General features: G+C 69.2%; 13 protein-coding genes and 2 pseudogenes. 10 read left to right on the forward strand and 5 right to left on the reverse strand.

The genetic code is table 11. The features are described from left to right. Positions 1 to 43 precede the first annotated feature (43 nt). Positions 44 to 1,393, reverse strand: coding sequence for a tetratricopeptide repeat protein (locus AB0M67_RS22590; protein ID WP_365748021.1), 1,350 nt, complete (start codon positions 1,391 to 1,393; stop codon positions 44 to 46). 537 nt (positions 1,394 to 1,930) lie between these two features. Between AB0M67_RS22590 and AB0M67_RS22595 the strand changes: the two genes are divergently transcribed. The 9 genes and pseudogenes from AB0M67_RS22595 (at position 1,931) to AB0M67_RS22635 (ending at position 10,756) form a co-directional block, all read left to right on the forward strand. Next, entirely contained in the window at positions 1,931 to 2,143 is a 213-nt protein-coding gene (locus tag AB0M67_RS22595) for a hypothetical protein (RefSeq protein ID WP_365748023.1), read from the forward strand. Between the two features lie 486 nt (positions 2,144 to 2,629). After that, positions 2,630 to 2,992 carry a hypothetical protein gene (locus AB0M67_RS22600; protein WP_365748024.1) on the forward strand — a complete coding sequence of 121 codons (363 nt, stop codon included), beginning with the start codon at positions 2,630 to 2,632 and terminating at the stop codon, positions 2,990 to 2,992. Between the two features lie 560 nt (positions 2,993 to 3,552). After that, positions 3,553 to 4,732 (forward strand): annotated as a pseudogene (locus AB0M67_RS22605) (FAD-binding oxidoreductase). Beyond that, complete coding sequence (locus AB0M67_RS22610) at positions 4,729 to 5,028, forward strand: (2Fe-2S)-binding protein (RefSeq protein ID WP_365748026.1); 300 nt, start codon at positions 4,729 to 4,731, stop codon at positions 5,026 to 5,028. The pseudogene AB0M67_RS22605 and the gene AB0M67_RS22610 overlap by 4 nt, the downstream one beginning before the upstream one ends. Beyond that, positions 5,009 to 6,394 (forward strand): annotated as a pseudogene (locus AB0M67_RS22615) (FAD/NAD(P)-binding oxidoreductase); the annotation flags it as partial. The gene AB0M67_RS22610 and the pseudogene AB0M67_RS22615, both read left to right, overlap by 20 nt. Positions 6,395 to 6,688: 294 nt before the next feature. Beyond that, positions 6,689 to 7,567 (forward strand): dihydrodipicolinate synthase family protein, encoded by an 879-nt coding sequence (locus AB0M67_RS22620; protein ID WP_365748256.1) that lies wholly within the window; start codon positions 6,689 to 6,691, stop codon positions 7,565 to 7,567. 5 nt (positions 7,568 to 7,572) lie between these two features. Next, complete coding sequence (locus AB0M67_RS22625; RefSeq protein WP_365748028.1) at positions 7,573 to 8,658, forward strand: proline racemase family protein; 1,086 nt, start codon at positions 7,573 to 7,575, stop codon at positions 8,656 to 8,658. A 20-nt stretch (positions 8,659 to 8,678) separates the two neighbouring features. Then, positions 8,679 to 9,392 (forward strand): GntR family transcriptional regulator, encoded by a 714-nt coding sequence (locus AB0M67_RS22630; protein WP_365748030.1) that lies wholly within the window; start codon positions 8,679 to 8,681, stop codon positions 9,390 to 9,392. A 164-nt stretch (positions 9,393 to 9,556) separates the two neighbouring features. Next, entirely contained in the window at positions 9,557 to 10,756 is a 1,200-nt protein-coding gene (locus AB0M67_RS22635) for a cytochrome P450 (protein ID WP_365748032.1), read from the forward strand. Between the two features lie 22 nt (positions 10,757 to 10,778). Here the strand turns inward: AB0M67_RS22635 and AB0M67_RS22640 are convergent, their stop codons facing one another. Beyond that, on the reverse strand, positions 10,779 to 14,147 hold the full coding sequence (locus AB0M67_RS22640; protein WP_365748034.1) for an amino acid adenylation domain-containing protein: 3,369 nt from the start codon (positions 14,145 to 14,147) through the stop codon (positions 10,779 to 10,781). Between the two features lie 33 nt (positions 14,148 to 14,180). Then, a complete protein-coding gene (locus tag AB0M67_RS22645; protein ID WP_365748036.1) occupies positions 14,181 to 14,639 on the reverse strand; it encodes a pyridoxamine 5'-phosphate oxidase family protein in 459 nt (152 codons plus the stop codon). Between the two features lie 392 nt (positions 14,640 to 15,031). Between AB0M67_RS22645 and AB0M67_RS22650 the strand changes: the two genes are divergently transcribed. Continuing rightward, entirely contained in the window at positions 15,032 to 15,667 is a 636-nt protein-coding gene (locus tag AB0M67_RS22650; protein WP_365748038.1) for a TIGR00730 family Rossman fold protein, read from the forward strand. Between the two features lie 34 nt (positions 15,668 to 15,701). On the opposite strand, the gene AB0M67_RS22655 is transcribed toward AB0M67_RS22650, so the two are convergent. Further along, positions 15,702 to 15,881, reverse strand: coding sequence for a hypothetical protein (locus AB0M67_RS22655; protein WP_365748040.1), 180 nt, complete (start codon positions 15,879 to 15,881; stop codon positions 15,702 to 15,704). 111 nt (positions 15,882 to 15,992) lie between these two features. After that, positions 15,993 to 16,865, reverse strand: coding sequence for an undecaprenyl-diphosphate phosphatase (locus AB0M67_RS22660; protein ID WP_365748042.1), 873 nt, complete (start codon positions 16,863 to 16,865; stop codon positions 15,993 to 15,995). Positions 16,866 to 17,227: the final 362 nt, after the last annotated feature.

The raw sequence follows: 17,227 nt of genomic DNA on the forward strand, positions 1-17,227 counted from the left end.
TCTCCCTTGAATAGGGCGGCGGGTACGGGGGATTTCTTGGTTTTCAGGCTGTTACCGAAGCGGGGGCAACCAGGCGGGCGCGCTCATAGAGGCCGCGGGCAGCCTGATTCTTGAGATATGGACGAATGTGTGCATGCATTTTGGAGATGCTTTGATCGCATTGTCCCGACTGTACTTGTGGATAGATTTCCACAGCCTTCATCCACGTTTCGCACGCGTTCTCAAGATGACCCAATTTGAGCTGGCGTTCGGCGAGCATCGAAAGATAGCGAACGCGATTCCTCTTGAAGGAGTGGTGTCGTAGTCTATCGGACTCATGCAACGCTTCGATCGAACCGCGAATATCACCTAGTTCATAGCGGACCTGTCCAGCGTGATAGGTAAGCGACGATGGATTGTAAGAGCCGAAGGTCGTCGCTTGTGACTCGGCTTTCTCCATGGCCACTTCGGCTTCCCGAAGATACGTAAGGGCGTTAGTGCGGTCTCCGACTTTCGCTGATGCATGAGCCTGTTGTCCAGCAAGGAACGCGCGCATTCGTGGACCGGCCTTCGGGGAAGCTGCTGCGGCAGCATTGGCGAGCCGCATTGCGGCCTTTCCGTGTCCTAGGTCAACAGCCTGGACGCTCATTCCGCGCAGTGTGGTGCAATAAGTGAGATGGTCCTCAGACGCTCCAGCCAGCTCTAGTGCCTTCAAATAGTACTGCTGGGCAAGCCCGTGAACCCCCTCATCAACAGCCATGTATCCCGTGAGGTAACACAAGTCGGAGGCGGCCGACATCATCGCTTTGCGTACTTCCTCCGGGGCATCGGCCTTGAGGTATGGCGCGACCGTGTTCAAGAGGAAAGCCGCTGCCATCGGCCGGGCATGTCGGCCTCCGAATTGGTCGTCTAGTTCGGATACGCGCTCCGTCATAGCGATGACCATTTGAACCTCGGCCATTCCTATGCGTTGCGTCTTTCCGGTCTGGGCAGCTTCCATTCGACCGACAACGTCCGGCCAGTTGGGGACGGTAAGTGCGACAGAGAATAGGGTTGCTCCGACAACGCTACGGCGGGACGGATCCACGTCATGCCTCCCCAAGTCGATCAGCCCTTCCACCGTACCCGGATGGGCGTTCGACTCTTTCGGGGGCGCGGGAAACCCTGCCTCGGCGTGTGTGATCGGGCGGAGCAGCCTCCGGGCGAACGCCTCCAAGATGATCGGTCGCGTCCCCTCCTTGGGTAACTGTCCCTTCAGCCACTGACTGACTGACGGCTGCTGGTACTTGAGAGGAGTCCCGCGTTCGGTTCCGATGCGGTTGACCTCTTGGGCGAGTTGGCGCATGCTCCACCCGCTCTCGCGGTACAGCCGTTCAAGTGCTGCGTTCGGCTCCAGTGCCCTCACTGTTCCCATCCCCTCACAGCCGGTCTTATGGCTCTTATGTCTTCGCGCCGTGACAAGCGTAGCGCTGTGAGTAGTCGTCAAGTTGCCTAGATCGTGCCGAGCTCACTTCAGGAGGCGGGGCGGTCATGAACCACCAGGGGACACCAGTAAGGACACCCACGAGCGTTGCCGACGAGTTGTGTGCGCTGATAGCGGTCGGCGGCTTCTGGAGGCTCGCTCCGGTATGGGCCCCGTGGTGGTTCTACGACGCCAGCGAGGTTTCCATTGCGACGGCTTGCGACAACGGTGTTGATCGCCTTGTGCCGGAGATCGGTGAGGAATGGTGAGTCCCCATGATGTACCTGAGGGCGGTAACCCACCGATCGTGTCGGCGCTCAAGTGGCCCCGGTGTGAGTGTCCGTGGGACGAGTGCGCCGAGCGACCGCAGGTGAGAGCGAGCGACCACGAGCCGGAACGTGTCGACGACAGGTCGAACAGTCCCACCATGGAACGCCTTCGTCCCCTTCTGGAGAGGCAGAATCACCAGGCCAACGGGGGACGTTGGTCGTGACCGGAAAACCTCCATTCGATCCTGTCAGAGAGTTCGCAGTAGTTGAGCGGCGCTGCGGTGCCCTGCAAACAGCCATTGAGAAGGCACTCGCAGAGCAACAGCCGTTGCATACCCGACTGCTTCTTACTGATCTTCAGAAGCTGGACGATGCGGCGTTCTACGAGAGCGTCTTCGGCTGTCCACCACCGAAAAAGGGCCGGGAAGAGTGAGCGACGGAGAGTGCGCGAAGTGCGCGGAACTAACAGCCAGGAAGAAGGCCGCCGAAGAATCTCGGGACCAGACCACGGTCACCGACTGCGTGGGATTGCTCCGCCGACATCCGCAACACAACACGCTCCCCGTCGCAGGGCCCCTTGCCGAGCATTGGGCGTGGTGGTGAATACACCCGGCTACACCCCGTGAACTCCGTTCCCGCTGAGAACCGAACCAGGGCCCCAGCCCTCGCGCTTCCCGGCGAGAACGGTACGACCCCGTGCTGATCGCCCCTTCCAACGGGGACGGACGACGGCCGGCACGGGCGGGGGATGGAGGCGGGCTCTGCCTGACCATCCCCGGCAGCGGCCCCGTCCGTGCGTCACCCCCGGCGCATGGGCGGGGCCTCTCACCACCATCGAACGTGAAACGCCCCGACAGACCGCTTAGGACCGGTCCGCCGGGGCTCCGACCGAACAGCTTTCTGAGGAGCTGAACGACGTATGCGCGATGTTATCGCCCGTGCCCTGGTGTGGGTGCTTCGGCTGCTCCTGCCCGCCCGTGGAAAACACACCGCCGAGCACCCCGCCCCCGTGGAAACGCCGACACCCCAGCAGGCTGTCAATCCGTGGTCTAAGCCCTGGACGAGCCCGACGCGTGAGCAAGCGCGAGAACTGTTCCGGCTACAGGCGGAAACCACCATGGAACTCGGCATCGTTCAGCGAGAACGGCGCGCGGCTGTACTCCTCGCAGACATCGGCATCGACTACCCGTACACCTACGACGGAGCCCCCTTCCCCGCAGCCGCGTTCGTCCAGCCGCAAACCCGGACAGCCATGAACACCACCGGGCGCCGCACGGCATAGCCCCACCTCAGACCGCAAACCAGCCCCGTCCGGCCACATGCCGGGCGGGGCTCCTTCTTGTGCCCTGACCTGGTGTTTTCCCAACTCCCAGGGTGTACGGTCTACCCCCGGGCCGCCCCCCTCAAAGCTGCACTTGCGGTGGAGGGTTGGGTGTCAAGGGTGGAGCGAAGCGGAATCGGCGCAGCCGACGCGACGTAGGAGCGCCCTTGACGCCCAACCCGCAACCGCGAAACTCAAAGATCAGGGGCGGCCCCCACCCGTCTCCGAACCCTCCGGGCGACTACCCCTCGGTCCTCACCCGCACCCGACAACCAACCGCCACCAGCCGGGCATGAATCCCAACTGCCCACGGGGGTCAGTCGCTTTGCCGGTGCCGGGCCGCCCCACTCCACTGCCGCGCAGCCCCGCAGGGCCCACCGACCTGCGGTCGGCAATCGGCCCCCGGAACAGAGGTGCTTCCCCGGGGACCCCCTCCCCGGCCCACGGCCGAACAACGAGCCCACCGACGAAGCGAGTGACGGACCGTGGTGCGCCACACTGCTATGTGACATGCTACTGACATGGGCAGCTCGGAGAGATCTCCAGATGTGGTTGTCATCGGGGCGGGCATGGTCGGCGCCGCCTGTGCCTACTACTGTTCGGCGGCCGGTCTCCGCGTCACCGTGGTCGAGCGGGGCGCGATCGCCGCGGGAACCACCTCCGCCTGTGAAGGCAACATCCTGCTCTCCGACAAACAGCCAGGACCCGAACTCGATCTGGCGTTGCTCTCCGGGCGCCTCTGGGGCGAGGTCGCCCAGGACGTCGGTCCCGAGCGACTGGAGTATCAGCGAAAAGGCGGCGTCGTGGTCGCCACTTCACGGGCCACGGCCGACGGTCTCCGGAAACTCACCACCGTTCAGCGCGCCGCCGGAATCGACGCGATCGACATGTCCTCCGGCGAAGTCGCCGAGTTGGAGCCGCACCTTACGCCCGACGTGGTGTCGGGCGCGTACTACCCGCAGGACTGCCAGTTCCAGCCCATGCTGGCAGCGGCTCGGCTGCTCCAGCGCGCCCGGGGGCGCGGGGCCACCGTACTGCCGGGGACGGAGGTCGTCGGATTCGTACGGGACGGCCGTGGCACCGTCATCGGCGTCCGTACGGACTCGCCCACGGCGCCCGTGATTCACGCCGGGCGGATCATCAACGCCACCGGCACCTGGAGCGGAGAGACCGCCCGGCTCGCGGGCGCGCCCGTCCCGGTGCTGCCGCGCAAGGGGTTCATCCTGGTCACGGAGCCACTGCCGCGGGTCATCCGGCACAAGGTGTACACCGCCGAGTACGTGGCGAATGTGGCCAGCGGGGACGCGGCGCTGGAGACCTCGGTCGTGGTGGAGGGCACCCGGGCCGGGACCGTACTGATCGGGGCCAGCCGCGAACGCGTCGGCTTCGACCGGTCGATGTCGCTGCCCGTCCTGCGTACGCTCGCCGCACAGGCCATCGCCGTCTTCCCGTTCCTCGCCGAAGTCCGGCTGTTGCGCAGCTACTTGGGCTTCCGCCCCTACTGTCCGGACCACCTTCCGGTCATCGGCGCCGACCCGCGCGCCCCCCGGGCTCATCCACGCCGCGGGGCACGAGGGCGCCGGGATCGGGCTGTCCGCCGCGACCGGACATCTGATCGCGCAGCTGATCGCCGGTACGGAACCCGACCTGGATCTCACCCCGTTCCGCCCGGACCGGTTCGGTGAGGAGGTGGCGGCGTGAGCGACGAGGGCGAGACCTCCCAACCGCGGTTCCAGTTCCTGTTCGACGACGGGACGATCGACGCCTCGGCGGGCCAGACCATCGGCGCCGCGCTCATCGCCGCCGGACACCGCTCCTGGCGCCGTACCCGCCTCGGCGGCGCTCCACGCGGTGTGTTCTGTGGCATCGGGGTGTGTTTCGACTGCCTGATCACCGTCAACGGGCAGCCGAATCAACGGGCTTGTCTGGTCGAGGTCGCGCCCGGTGACCGGGTGCGTACTCAGGAGGGGGCGGGCCATGACGACCTCGCGCGCTGATCCGGCCGGCGCACGGTCCGACGGCTACGATCTCGCCGTCCTCGGCGCCGGCCCGGCCGGTCTCGCCGCCGCGGTCACGGCCGCCGGCGCCGGAGCACGCGTCGCACTGATCGACGCGGCGCCGCGTCCCGGCGGCCAGTACTGGCGCCACCGCCACGGCGACAACGACGCGTCACACGACGGCCGGCCGGTATTCCAACGGCTGTTGCGCGGACTCAGCGACCACGCGGAGCGGATCGCCTACCTGCCGGGGCAGTCCGTGTGGCACATCGAGCGGACCGCCGAGGCGTCTCCGTACCGATTCCGCACCCACACCACCGCCACGCACACCCCTGCCACCCACGCCACTCCCACGCACACCACTGCCACCCTCACCACTGCCACCCCCACCCCCAACGACGGCGCCGAGCCGGTCGTCGAAAGCCGTACGGTGGTGATCGCCACCGGAGCGTACGACCGTCAACTCCCCTTCCCTGGCTGGACGTTGCCCGGCGTCTTCACTGCGGGCGGCGCGCAGGCGCTGCTCAAGGGGCAGGGCGTACGCGCCGGTCGGCGGATCGCGGTCGCCGGCACCGGCCCCTTCCTCCTCGCCGTCGCCGCCGGACTCGCCGAGGCGGGCGCGGACGTCGTCGGCGTCTTCGAGGCCGGGCTGCCCACCGCCTTCGTGCGGCATCCCCTCGCCCTGGCCCGTAACCCCGGCAAGTTCGCCGAGGGCGCGGGGTTCCTCCGTACGCTGTTGCGCCACCGCGTGCCGTACCGGACCCGTACGACCGTGGTCGCGGCCCATGGTGAGGGCGAGGTGTCCGGGGTCACGGTGGCCGCGCTCGACGCGCGGTGGCGGATCGTGCCGGGCAGTGAGCGCCGGGTCGACTGTGACACGCTCGTCGTCGGCTACGGCTTCACGCCCCAGATCGAAATCCCGCTCCAGCTCGGCTGCGACACGCGCCGTGACCTCGACGGAAGCCTGGTCGCCTGCGCCGACGGCCGACAGCTCAGCACGGTTCCCGGGGTCTATCTCGCGGGCGAGGTCTGCGGCGTCGGCGGCGCGGACCTGTCCGTGATCGAGGGCCGGCTCGCCGGACTCCACGCCGCGTACGCCACGGTCGGCGCCACCCCGGACCCGGCGGCGGTGCGCCGTCTGTCACACCGGCGCGCGGCGCTGCGCGCCTTCGCCACCGCCCTGCACGAGTCCTCTCCGGTGCGCCCGGGGTGGACCGGGTGGATCGACGACGACACCGTGGTGTGCCGGTGCGAGGAAGTCACGGCGGGAGCGATCACCGAGGTCATCGAGGAGTTGGGCGCCACCGATTCGCGCGCGGTGAAGCTGTTCGCACGCCCCGGTATGGGGCTGTGCCAGGGGCGCGTCTGCGGATACGCCACCAGCTGTCTGGTCGCCGCACGCACCGGACGCGAACCGACCGAGGACGATCTGCGCTCCATGGCGAGCAGGCCCATCGCGCAGCCGGTGTCGCTCGGCGCCCTGGCCGCGGGCGCGGGACCCACCGCCGAGCCCAGTCAGCCCCGTCAGCCCACTCAGCAGAGTCTCCGTGGAGGTCGTATGAACGCGTCAGCGCCCCGGCAACCGCAAGAGCAAGACCAAGAGCAGCCGCAAGACCGAGAGCACAAGCACGAGCAGTCTCAACGCAAGCCCTGGCACGGCGTGCTGGTCGCGACAGCGCTGCCGCTGCGCGACGACCCCACCGGCCGGCTGGAGGTGGACTTCGACGGCTACGCCGACCATGTCGGCTGGCTCGCCGCGAACGGATGCGACGGCGTCACCCCGAACGGCTCGCTCGGCGAGTACCAGACCCTCTCGCCGGAAGAACGTGCCCGTGTGGTGACCACGGCGGTCGAGACCGCTCCCGAGGGCTTCACGGTCATGCCCGGCGTGGCCGCCTACGGCGCCGACGAAGCCCGCCGCTGGGCCGAGCAGGCCGCCGAGGCGGGCGCAGCCGCCGTGATGCTGCTCCCGCCGAACTCCTACCGGGCCGACCCGCGCGCCGTGGTCGCGCACTACCGCGAGGTCGCCAGAGCGGGCCTGCCGGTCGTCGCGTACAACAACCCCTTCGACACCAAGGTCGATCTGGTGCCCGAGCTGCTCGCGGAACTCCACGCCGAGGGATTGATCGTCGCGGTCAAGGAGTTCTCCGGCGATGTCCGCCGGCCCTACCGGATCGCCGAACTCGCCCCAGGGCTCGATGTGTTGTGCGGCGCCGACGATGTCGCGCTGGAGCTGGCCATCGCGGGCGCCCCCGGCTGGGTCGCCGGCTATCCCAACGCGTTCCCCCGCGCCTCGGTCGCGCTGTGGCGCGCCGCCTCGGCCGGTGATCTGGAGACCGCGCTGCCGCTCTACCGGGCGCTGCACCCACTGCTGCGCTGGGACTCCAGGACGGAGTTCGTACAGGCGATCAAGGCGAGCATGGATCTGGTCGGCCGCTACGGCGGTCCCTGCCGTCAGCCGCGCGTTCCGCTCACCCCGGAGCACGAGGAGATCGTGCGCCGGGCCACCGAGAAAGCGCTCGCGGAAGGGCTCGGGTAAACCGTATGCGCAGCAGTCGGGTCTTCCACGCGGTCGATTCCCACACCGAGGGCATGCCCACCCGGGTCATCACCGGCGGCGTCGGTGTTGTGCCCGGCGCCACCATGTCCGACCGGCGCCGGTACTTCATCGATCACCTCGACCACATCCGTACGTTCCTGATGAACGAGCCCCGTGGCCACGCGGCGATGAGCGGGGCGATCCTGCAACCGCCCACCCGATCCGACGCCGACTACGGTGTGCTCTATATCGAGACCTCCGGCTGTCTCCCGATGTGCGGCCACGGCACCATCGGTGTCGCCACGGTCCTGGTTGAGACCGGCATGGTCGAGGTCATCGAACCCGTCACCACCATCCGCCTCGACACCCCGGCCGGGCTGGTCGTCGCCCGGGTCCGGGTGACGGACGGAGCGGCGACGTCGGTCGTCCTGCGGAACGTACCGTCGTTCGCGCTCGGTCTCGACCGTACGGTACGAGTCGAGCCCTGGGGCGATGTCCCCTACGACCTCGCCTTCGGCGGCAACTTCTACGCCATCGTCCAACTGGACAAGCTGGGCATCCCGTTCGCGCGGACGGAGAAGCGGCGCATCCTCGACGCGGGTCTCGCCATCATGGCCGCCGTCAACGACCAGGACCGCCCCGTCCACCCCCTCAACCCCGAGATCAACGGTTGCCACCATGTGTATCTGGCCGCCCCCGGGTCGGACGCCAGACACTCCAGGCATGCCATGGTCATCCACCCGGGCATGTTCGACCGCTCGCCGTGCGGCACCGGAACCAGTGCCCGTATGGCCCAGCTGCACGCCCGTGGCGAACTCGCGCTCGACACCGACTTCGACAACGAGTCGTTCATCGGTACGCATTTCACCGGCCGCCTCGTCGAAGAGGGCGTCCTCGGCGGGCAGGGCGTCGCCGACGGGCCCGGGCAGGGCGTTGCCGACGGGTCCGGGCAGAGCGTCGCCGACGGACCCGAAGCGCCCCGCGGCCTCACCACCGTGATCCCCACCATCGAGGGCCGCGCCTGGATCACCGGCACCGCCCAGTACCACTACGACCCGGACGACCCGTTCCCCGAAGGCTTCACGTTGTGACCGTACGAAGGAGCAGGCCCATGACCACGACCGAGGGCGACCACAGCGCGCCGGTACTGCCCTCGTTCGGCGCCCGGCGCAATCTCCGTGAGGAGATCATCGAAACCCTGCGCGGCGCGGTGATCTCCGGTCAACTCCGCCCCGGCGTCGTCTACTCGGCGCCCAGCCTGGCCGAGCGGTTCGGCGTCTCCTCCACCCCCGTACGGGAGGCGATGCTCGATCTCGCCCGCGAGGGGCTGGTCGCCGTGGTCCGTAACAAGGGCTTCCGGGTCACCGACTTGTCGGACGCCGAACTCGACGACATCACGCATCTGCGCGCACTCATCGAAATCCCCACCGTGCGAAGGATCGCCGAGGCGGGCGTCGATCCCGCCGCCATCGAGCGGCTGCGTCCGCTGGCCACGGCCATCGAGGACGCGGCACGCCGTCAGGACCTCATCGCCCATGTCACCATCGACATGGAGTTCCATCTCACGCTGCTGGGTCTGACCGGTAACACCTATCTGGTCGAGACCGTGCGCTCCCTCCGCTCCCGGTCACGGATCTACGGCCTCAAGATCCTGGCCGAGCGCGACCAGCTCATCCCCTCCTCGCACGAGCACTCCGAACTCCTCGACCTGATCAGTGCGGGCGACGCGGACGGCGCCGAGGAACTGATGCGGCGTCATATCGGCCATGTCCGCGGCATCTGGGCGGAGAAGGCGGCGACGGAGGACGAGGACAGCCACCGCTGAGAGCTGCCCCCCTGAGGACCGCCACCCCTGAGAGTGGTCTTCGGCAGCTCCTGTTCCGTTATCGGGTGTATGCCGCGATCACGGGAATGTATGGATGAAAGCCCCTTTCGGGCTTCGGGCCGCCGCCTCCGGTCGGCCCGTCCATCGACCAGGAGACGGTGGCCGTGAGCGTTGTCGGTGGCATCCCGCACTACCCGTTCAGCTTTCGCGGCGACGCCCTGGCGAGTGAGCTGGGCAGATTCGTGGTCGGGGAACCGGTCACCCGCGTGGTGACCAACGCCGGCGCGCTCGGCTGGCTGGTGACCGGTTACGACGCCGCGCGCGAGGCGTTGAAGGACCCCCGGCTCAGCCGGAGCCTGATCGCCGACCCCGAGATGCCGCAGGAGGACCACTCGGCGCCGCCGCTCAGCGTCGTCGGCACCATGACCATGCTGCGGGCGGCCGGGTTGCGGGACGAGGCAGTGAAGGGCATGGGGCCGCGGCAGACGTATATCTCCCTGGAGCGGGTGCGTGACATCACGGGCGCTCTGCTCACCACGATGACGGCGAACGGGCACGCGAACGCCGAACCGGGCGATCTGGTGGCCGACTTCGCTCTCCCGTGGGCCTCCCAGGTGACGTGTGAACTGCTCGGGCTGCCCACCGAAGCGGCCCCGGAGCTGGCCGGCTGGTTCCGTCTGCTCTGCACCGGCGAAGAGGCGGACGAGCACCTTTTCTCCGACTGGACGAAGGCGCTGAGCCGCTTCGACGACTGGATGACGGGCATCGGCCCGGAAGGGCTCCTGGGCCGCCTCGCGCTGCTCAACCGCTCCTCCGAACACCCGCTGAGCCACCGGGAGCTGGTGGAGATCGCGCTGTTCCTCTTCGTGTCGGGTCTGGGGAACCCGGCCGGCTTCCTGGCGCTCTGCGGTCTGGTGCTGGCGCGCGACCCGGTGCTGGCCGCCCGGCTGAGGGCGGAGCCGCAGGCGCTGCCCGGCGCTCTGGACGAGCTGTACCGGTGGTCGGTCATGCTGGGCGATTCCATTACGCGTATCGCCCGGGAGGAGGCCGAGATCGGCGGAGTCCTGGTCCGCGCCGGTGAGCTGGTGCTGATCTCCACCGACGCGGCCAATCGCGACCCCGCCGTATTCGACTCGCCCGACCGGCTGGACATCGACCGGCGGCCGTCGGCGCCGCATCTCCGGTTCGGGCAGGGACGGCACTTCTGTCCGGCCGCCGCGCTGAACAGGGCGCAGACCGAAGTGGCGTTGCGGGCCCTGCTCGACACCGTCCCCGGGCTGCGGCTGGCCGTCGCGCCCGAGGAGATCCGCTGGCGGCAGGACCACGCCGTACTGCTGCCCGAGACGATTCCGGTGCGCTGGTGACGGTCGTCCCCTGCTCCACCGGCTACGGCACCGCCGTCGCCACGCCCACCGGAGCGACCGCGGGCCGCGTCATATAGCCCGAGGTGAAGAAGTACTCCAGATAGCGGTCGAGCATCACCGCGTCCACCGGCGGGCAGTCCAGACCGCTCCCGGCCAGCGCCGCTTCGGTGTTACGGCGGCTCAGCCGGGGGAAGACGCCCTCCAGATACATCTCCTTGACCGAGATGTCGCCCTGGTTCGCCCGGTCCACACAGAGGGACACGAAAGGCGCGGTCGGGCTGGTGGGGTGGAGCGCGACATGACGTACCAGCTCACCCACCCACTCCCCGTACGGCAGCATGCGCATCGCGCACCCCGCCGCCCGCATCCGGTCCAGCACATCACGCAGCACGGCCGGGCGCGGATTGGTGAGGTGGTAGACCCGGTCCGTCGCCCGGTGCCGGGTGGCGATATGCACCACGGACTCCGCCACATGATCGACCGGTACGAAATCCATCGGCAGCGCGATGTCGGGAGCGAGCCCCGTTTCCGCGATGGTCTTGAACAGCGAGCAGATGGCGGTCTCCGTGTTGCAGGCGCCGTGCAGCCTGTCCCCGGTGACCTCGTACGGACGGTAGACGGCGACCGGAAGCCCTTGCTCCGCCGCGTCACGCAGCAGCCCCTCGGCGACCCACTTGCTCTCGGCGTACCCCATTGTGAGCCCGTCCGCGTGGTCCAGCCGTACGTCCTCGTCGACCTCCCGCGCACCGGCGGTGCCGAAACCGGCGAGTACCGCCACCGTGGACAGGAAGTGCACAGGTACCCGGCGGGGGGCCGCCAGTTTGACGATCTCGCGGGTGCCCTCGACATTGGCGGCCCGCAGAGCGCTGTACGGATAGAGGAAGTTGACCTGGGCGCCGTTGTGCACGACCAGATCCAGGCACGCGGCCAGAGCGGCGGCGTGTTCCGCTGACAGGCCGAGCCCGGGAGCGGCGAGATCGGCGGGGAAGCAGACCAGCCGCTGCCGCGCGGTGTCGTCCGCGCGCAGGCCGTAGCGGGTGAGCGCGGCCAGGACGCGTCGCTCCGCGTGCGCCGCGCCCGACGCACGTACCGGGCAGTGGATACGGGCCGTGGTGTCCCGTAGCAGCCGGTCCAGGAGGAACGCGCCGACGAATCCGCTGGCGCCGGTGAGCAGGACGTCCGAGGGGTCGCCGGGCCGCGGGGCCGGCGTCCTGGCGGGCGGCAGCGGGAAGCCCAGCGCGCTCTCGCGTACGAAGTCGACCTCCGCGTCCGGGGCCTGCGGAGGAACGCCCGCCCGCCGGGTGCCGGCCGGCCGGCCGCGATGGGCGCCGACGGCGGACGCGAAACCCTCCAGGGTCGGGTCGGCGAGCAGGGCGCGGATCAGACCGCTCCCGAGCGCCGCGTCGAGATCCAGCAACGCGAGCGTACGGGCGACGACTTCGGCCGCCAGCAGGGAATCGCCCCCGATGAGGAAGAAGTTGTCCGTGGGCGCGGGACGTACGCGCAGCACCACCCGCCACACCTCGGCGAGCGCCTCCAGCGGGCCGTCCAGGTCAGCGCCGCGGCCGGACCGTGTCCCCCCGCCCGGACCGGATGTGTACGGGGCGCTCTCCCGCGACGCACCGCGCGACGCGCTCCCCTCGCCGTGCCGTGATTCGGCCAGCAGACGCCCGCGGTCGACCTTGCCGCCGCTGGTGACCGGGAACCGGTCCCGCGCGATGAGGGTGGGCACCGCCTGGGCGGGCAGCCAGCTCACGCAGTACCTCCGCAGCGCGTCCACCGGGAGGGTGCCGCCGGGCCGCGCGGGCGTGAGATAGGCGGCCAGGACACCGTCGTGGAGTTCCACGACGGCTTCGCCGACCTCGGAGTGACCGCGCAGCCGTGCCTCGATCTCGTCCAGTTCGATGCGCAGGCCGCGCACCTTGACCTGCCGGTCCAGCCGACCCCGGTACTCCAGCAGGCCGTCGGGGCCCCGTACGACACGGTCACCGGTCCGGTACAGCCGGCCGCCCTGTTCGTACGGCGAGCTGATGAACCGTTCCGCCGTCAGCTTCGCGTCCCCGATGTACTCCAGCGCCAGACCGTCCCCGCCGACATACAACTCGCCTTCCTCGTCCGGCGCGGCGGGCGTGCCGTCGGGGCGCAGTACATGGCAGGTGGAGGTGGCGAAGGGACGGCCGATGGGAAGGTGGGTCTCGTCGCCGGTCAGCTTCGGCAGGAAGTACGCGGTGGACACCACGCTGTTCTCGGTGGGCCCGTAGAAGTTGACGATGGTCGTGCCGGGGCAGGCGGTCTGTACGGCGCGGGCGAGACCGGGGTCCATCGCCTCCCCGCCCGCGGAGGCGAACCGCAGTCCGCGCAGGGCGCCGGGCCGGGTCCTGGCCAGATGGTGGAAGACGCTGGTGGTGAGATAGGCGACGGTCACGCCCTGAGAACGGAAGCGCTCCTCCAGGACGGCGGGGGCGAGCAGCTCCTCACGGTCCACCAGTACGAGGCAGGCGCCGCCGAGCAGTCCGCTCCAGATCTCGACCGTGGAGGCGTCGGAGGAGAGGCCGTAGCCGTGCAGCACTCCGTCGCCGGGGCCGGGCGGGGGCAGCCGCGGATCCGACAGCACCAACTGGATCACACCGCGGTGGGCGATCGCGACGGGCTTCGGCCTGCCCGTGGAGCCGGAGGTGAACATCACATAGGCGCGGTCGGTCGCCGCCGGGGACGGCAGCGGGGTGCTCTCCGTGGCGGGAGGGGCGTCGGTGATCCGGCCCAGCTCGACGCGCGTGCGCAGACCGCGGATACGGCGGGTACCGCTGGGCAGGACGACGGCGACATGGACGCCCGCGTCCTCGGCCATCGCACGCAGCCGGGCGGGCGGATGGTCCTCGTCGAGGGGTACGTAGGCACAGCCGGCTTTGAGGACGCCCAGGAAGGCGACCAGCGCCTCCAGCGAGCGGCTGCCGCAGACCCCCACCGCCGAGCCCGGTTCGACCCCGGCGGCGAGCAGCCGGGCCGCCAGACGGTCGGACTCGGCGCCGAGCTGACCGTACGTCAGGACGCGGTCCCGGTGCCGGGCCGCGGGCGCCGACGGGGCGGCCCCGGCGCGCGCTTCGAACAGGTGCGGGAGGCTGCTGTTCCGTGGATAGCCCGGGTCCGGGTGGGCTGAGTCCCCGGGTCGGCCCGGGTCCGGCGGACGGCCGGGGCGTGGCCGGACGGGGCTCGGAGGGTGCGCGCGACCAGGGGCGAGGGGCGCGACGGCCGGTCCGTGGCGGTCGGCGACGGGGTCGGGGTGGCTGGTGGTGGGGTCGGTCGTGGGGTCAGGGTTGCCGGTGGTGGGGTCGGGGTGGCTGTCCGTACCGTGCGTGTCGATACCGTCCGTGCGGGGGTCGGTGTCGGTCATGCGGTCCTGCCTTCCGGCGCTGTCGGGGGCGGATCAGCGTGAGCCCTCGGCACCGGCGAACTCGGCGGCGAAGGCGGCGAAGTCGGCGCTCCGCCAGCGCTCCGGACGCATCCGGAAAGTGATGTCGTCGACGAGCTGGTCCCGTGTCCCCGCGAGGTAGTCCCGCGCCTCGGCGGCCCCCAGATAGCGATGGGCCATGGCCTCGCGCTCCGCCGCGTCCAGCGGATCCGCGACGGACGTGACGGGACCTTCCACGCTGACGTAGCGGTAGGGGGCGGTCTCGTCCTGTACGCACAGGCTGAAGCGGCCGGCCTCTTTGAGAAGACGCGCCTTGAGCGATGTCCTGCCGGTCTGCACCACGACGTCCTTGCCCGGTTCGTACCGGTACCAGACCGGTACGAGCAGCGGCGCGCTCACTCCACGGGGGTCGGTGACTCCCAGGACACCCACATGGGTGTCGGCCAGGAATCGTTCGCGTTCGTCACCTTGCATGGCGGGCACCATCGAGGCCTCCACATCTCGGTCAGGACCGGGAGGCCGTCACGGGCCCCGGCAGTTAGGGGAGAGCAGCGGAGGCGGGCTCACCGCGGCCGGGGAGATCCGGCCGTCACGCCGCGTACGGGCCGTACCGCTCCCGCCGTACTCCGCAGCACATGTCTCGCCCCACCGATATGCCCTTGCCTGCGCCACATGACCCGGTAAGTAATCCCTTTGAGGGTTTAGTGCTACTAATCGACCTACGCGGAGAGCGCGGTGGAGAAGGTCGGTGGCGAGAGGTGGCGGCGAGGGGGTGCGGAGGGGCACCCAAGGCCCTCTTCGCTTAACGTAGCTGTTCGGATACGGTGTGTGTCGATCGGGGCCGGGCCGGAGAGACGGAGACGGATATGACCATGCCAGCGTCGCGGGTGGAGCGTGTCGGTGTGTTCTGCGGCGCCAGGCCGGGCGCCCGCCCCCAGCATCTGAGACTCGCCACCGAGTTCGGCGAGGCGCTGGCACAGCGCGGGACGGGACTGGTCTACGGCGCGGGAGGCGTCGGCATCATGGGCGCCGTCGCCGATGCCGTGCTGGACGCGGGGGCGCCGGTGACCGGAGTGATTCCCCGTCAGTTGTACGAACGGGAACAGCCGGACGAGTCACGCACCGAAGTGATCGTCGTGGAGACGATGCATGAGCGCAAGGCGCTGATGTACCGCCTCGCGGTCGGCTTCGCGGTGCTCCCGGGCGGCCTCGGCACGCTCGACGAGCTGCTCGAAGTGGCGACCTGGAACCAACTGGGCATTCACCACAAGCCACTTGTGCTGGTCAACCAGGGTGGATTCTTCGATCCGCTGCTGACGCTCCTGGACAATATGGTCTCCGACGGCTTCATCAGTCAGGAGGAACGCTTTGTCATCCAGGTCGCGTCCGGCGTGGAGGAAGCGCTCGACCGTCTGATCAGCCCGGAGCCCAGGCCCGAGCGGCCGACACCCCCGTCGGCCGCCGCGTCCCGGACTCCGGCGGCCCCCACCGCCGCGACCTGACCGAACCGGCGGGCGGGGGACTCGACCGGGAAGCTCAGGCCGCCTCGTCCACGCCCTCGTGGAGGGCCGCGGCCCACTCCAGCAGCAGGACCTCGTACGCCTCCGCCGGCCACGTTCCGTCGGACGAATCGGTCGCGTCGACGAGCGCGCGGATGCGCTCATTGGCCGCGACGGCGTCGGATGCCGGGGTCGAGGAAGCGGAGGAGGAGGACATGTGACCAGCCTAGGGGCCCGCACCCCCGCCCCGGTGCCGATCAGGGAGCGTCCTTGCTCACACTTCGTTCACACACTGCCACGCTTCTCGCAGGGCCACCCGGCGGCCGGGTCAGCCGGCCGACTCGCCCGCGTGCGGGCTCAGCGTGTCCGTGCCGACCAGGACCAAGAGCGCGATGCCGAGCAGGATCCGGTAGATCACGAACGGCATGAAGCTCTTCGTAGTAATGAACTTCATGAACCAGGCGATAACGGCATATCCAACAACAAACGCGATGAATGTCGCGAAGATGGTCGGCCCCCAGGAGACATGCCCCTCGCCCGCGTCCTTCAGTTCGAACGCGCCTGAGGCGAGCACCGCCGGGATCGCGAGCAGGAACGAGTACCGCGCCGCCGCCTCACGGGTGTACCCCATCAGCAGACCACCGCTGATCGTGGCGCCCGAGCGCGAGACACCGGGCACCAGCGCCATCGCCTGACAGAAGCCGAAGATCAGACCGTCCTTGACGCTCAGCTCCTTCAGCGACTTGCGCTCCTTGATCGCGCGGTGCTTGCCGCCGGTCTCGTCGCGGGCCGCCAGCCGGTCGGCGACACCGAGCACGATGCCCATCACGATCAAAGTGACGGCGATCAGCCGCAGATCACGGAACGGACCGTCGATCTGGTCCTTCAGCGTCACACCGAGGACACCGATCGGGATCGAGCCGACGATGACCAACCAGCCCATCTGGGCGTCGTGATCACCACGCATCGACTTGTTCACCAGCGAGCGGCTCCAGGCGGAAACGATTCGGGCGATGTCCTTGCGGAAGTAGATGAGGACCGCCGCCTCCGTACCGATCTGGGTGATCGCGGTGAACGCCGCGCCCGGATCGTGCCAGCCGGCGAAGACCGCCGTCAGCCGCAGATGGGCGCTGGAGGAGATGGGGAGGAACTCGGTCAGCCCCTGGACGAGCCCGAGGATGAAAGATTCGAACCAAGACATGGGGTACTACGCCATCCAAGAGATGATCAAGCACTGGCCTGCGGAACAGCGGCACAGTGACGGACTGACGGCTGACGGTCGAAGCGCGGGTTGGATCATATGGATGGGTGAGTGGTCCTACTCATGCCGGCTCTTCACTGACGTGGCGCTGCTGTGGCACCGCTGAGGTCGGTCCCGGGCTGAGTCCAGGACAGGACAGATCATCGCCGTCCGCAGGGAGCGACGGCGATCACAAGGTGGTGGTGGGCAGCGTAGCGTCTGCGGGTAACGGGACGGCGGTGACCCCTGGTGCCACGGGTCCTCGCCCCGGCACATCCCGCACCATGAATGACCTACACCCGAGGCGGCTCGGCGAGGGCAAG

Origin of the sequence: Streptomyces sp. NPDC051662 (assembly GCF_040681655.1) — a bacterium.
Taxonomy (GTDB): Bacteria; Actinomycetota; Actinomycetes; order Streptomycetales; family Streptomycetaceae; genus Streptomyces.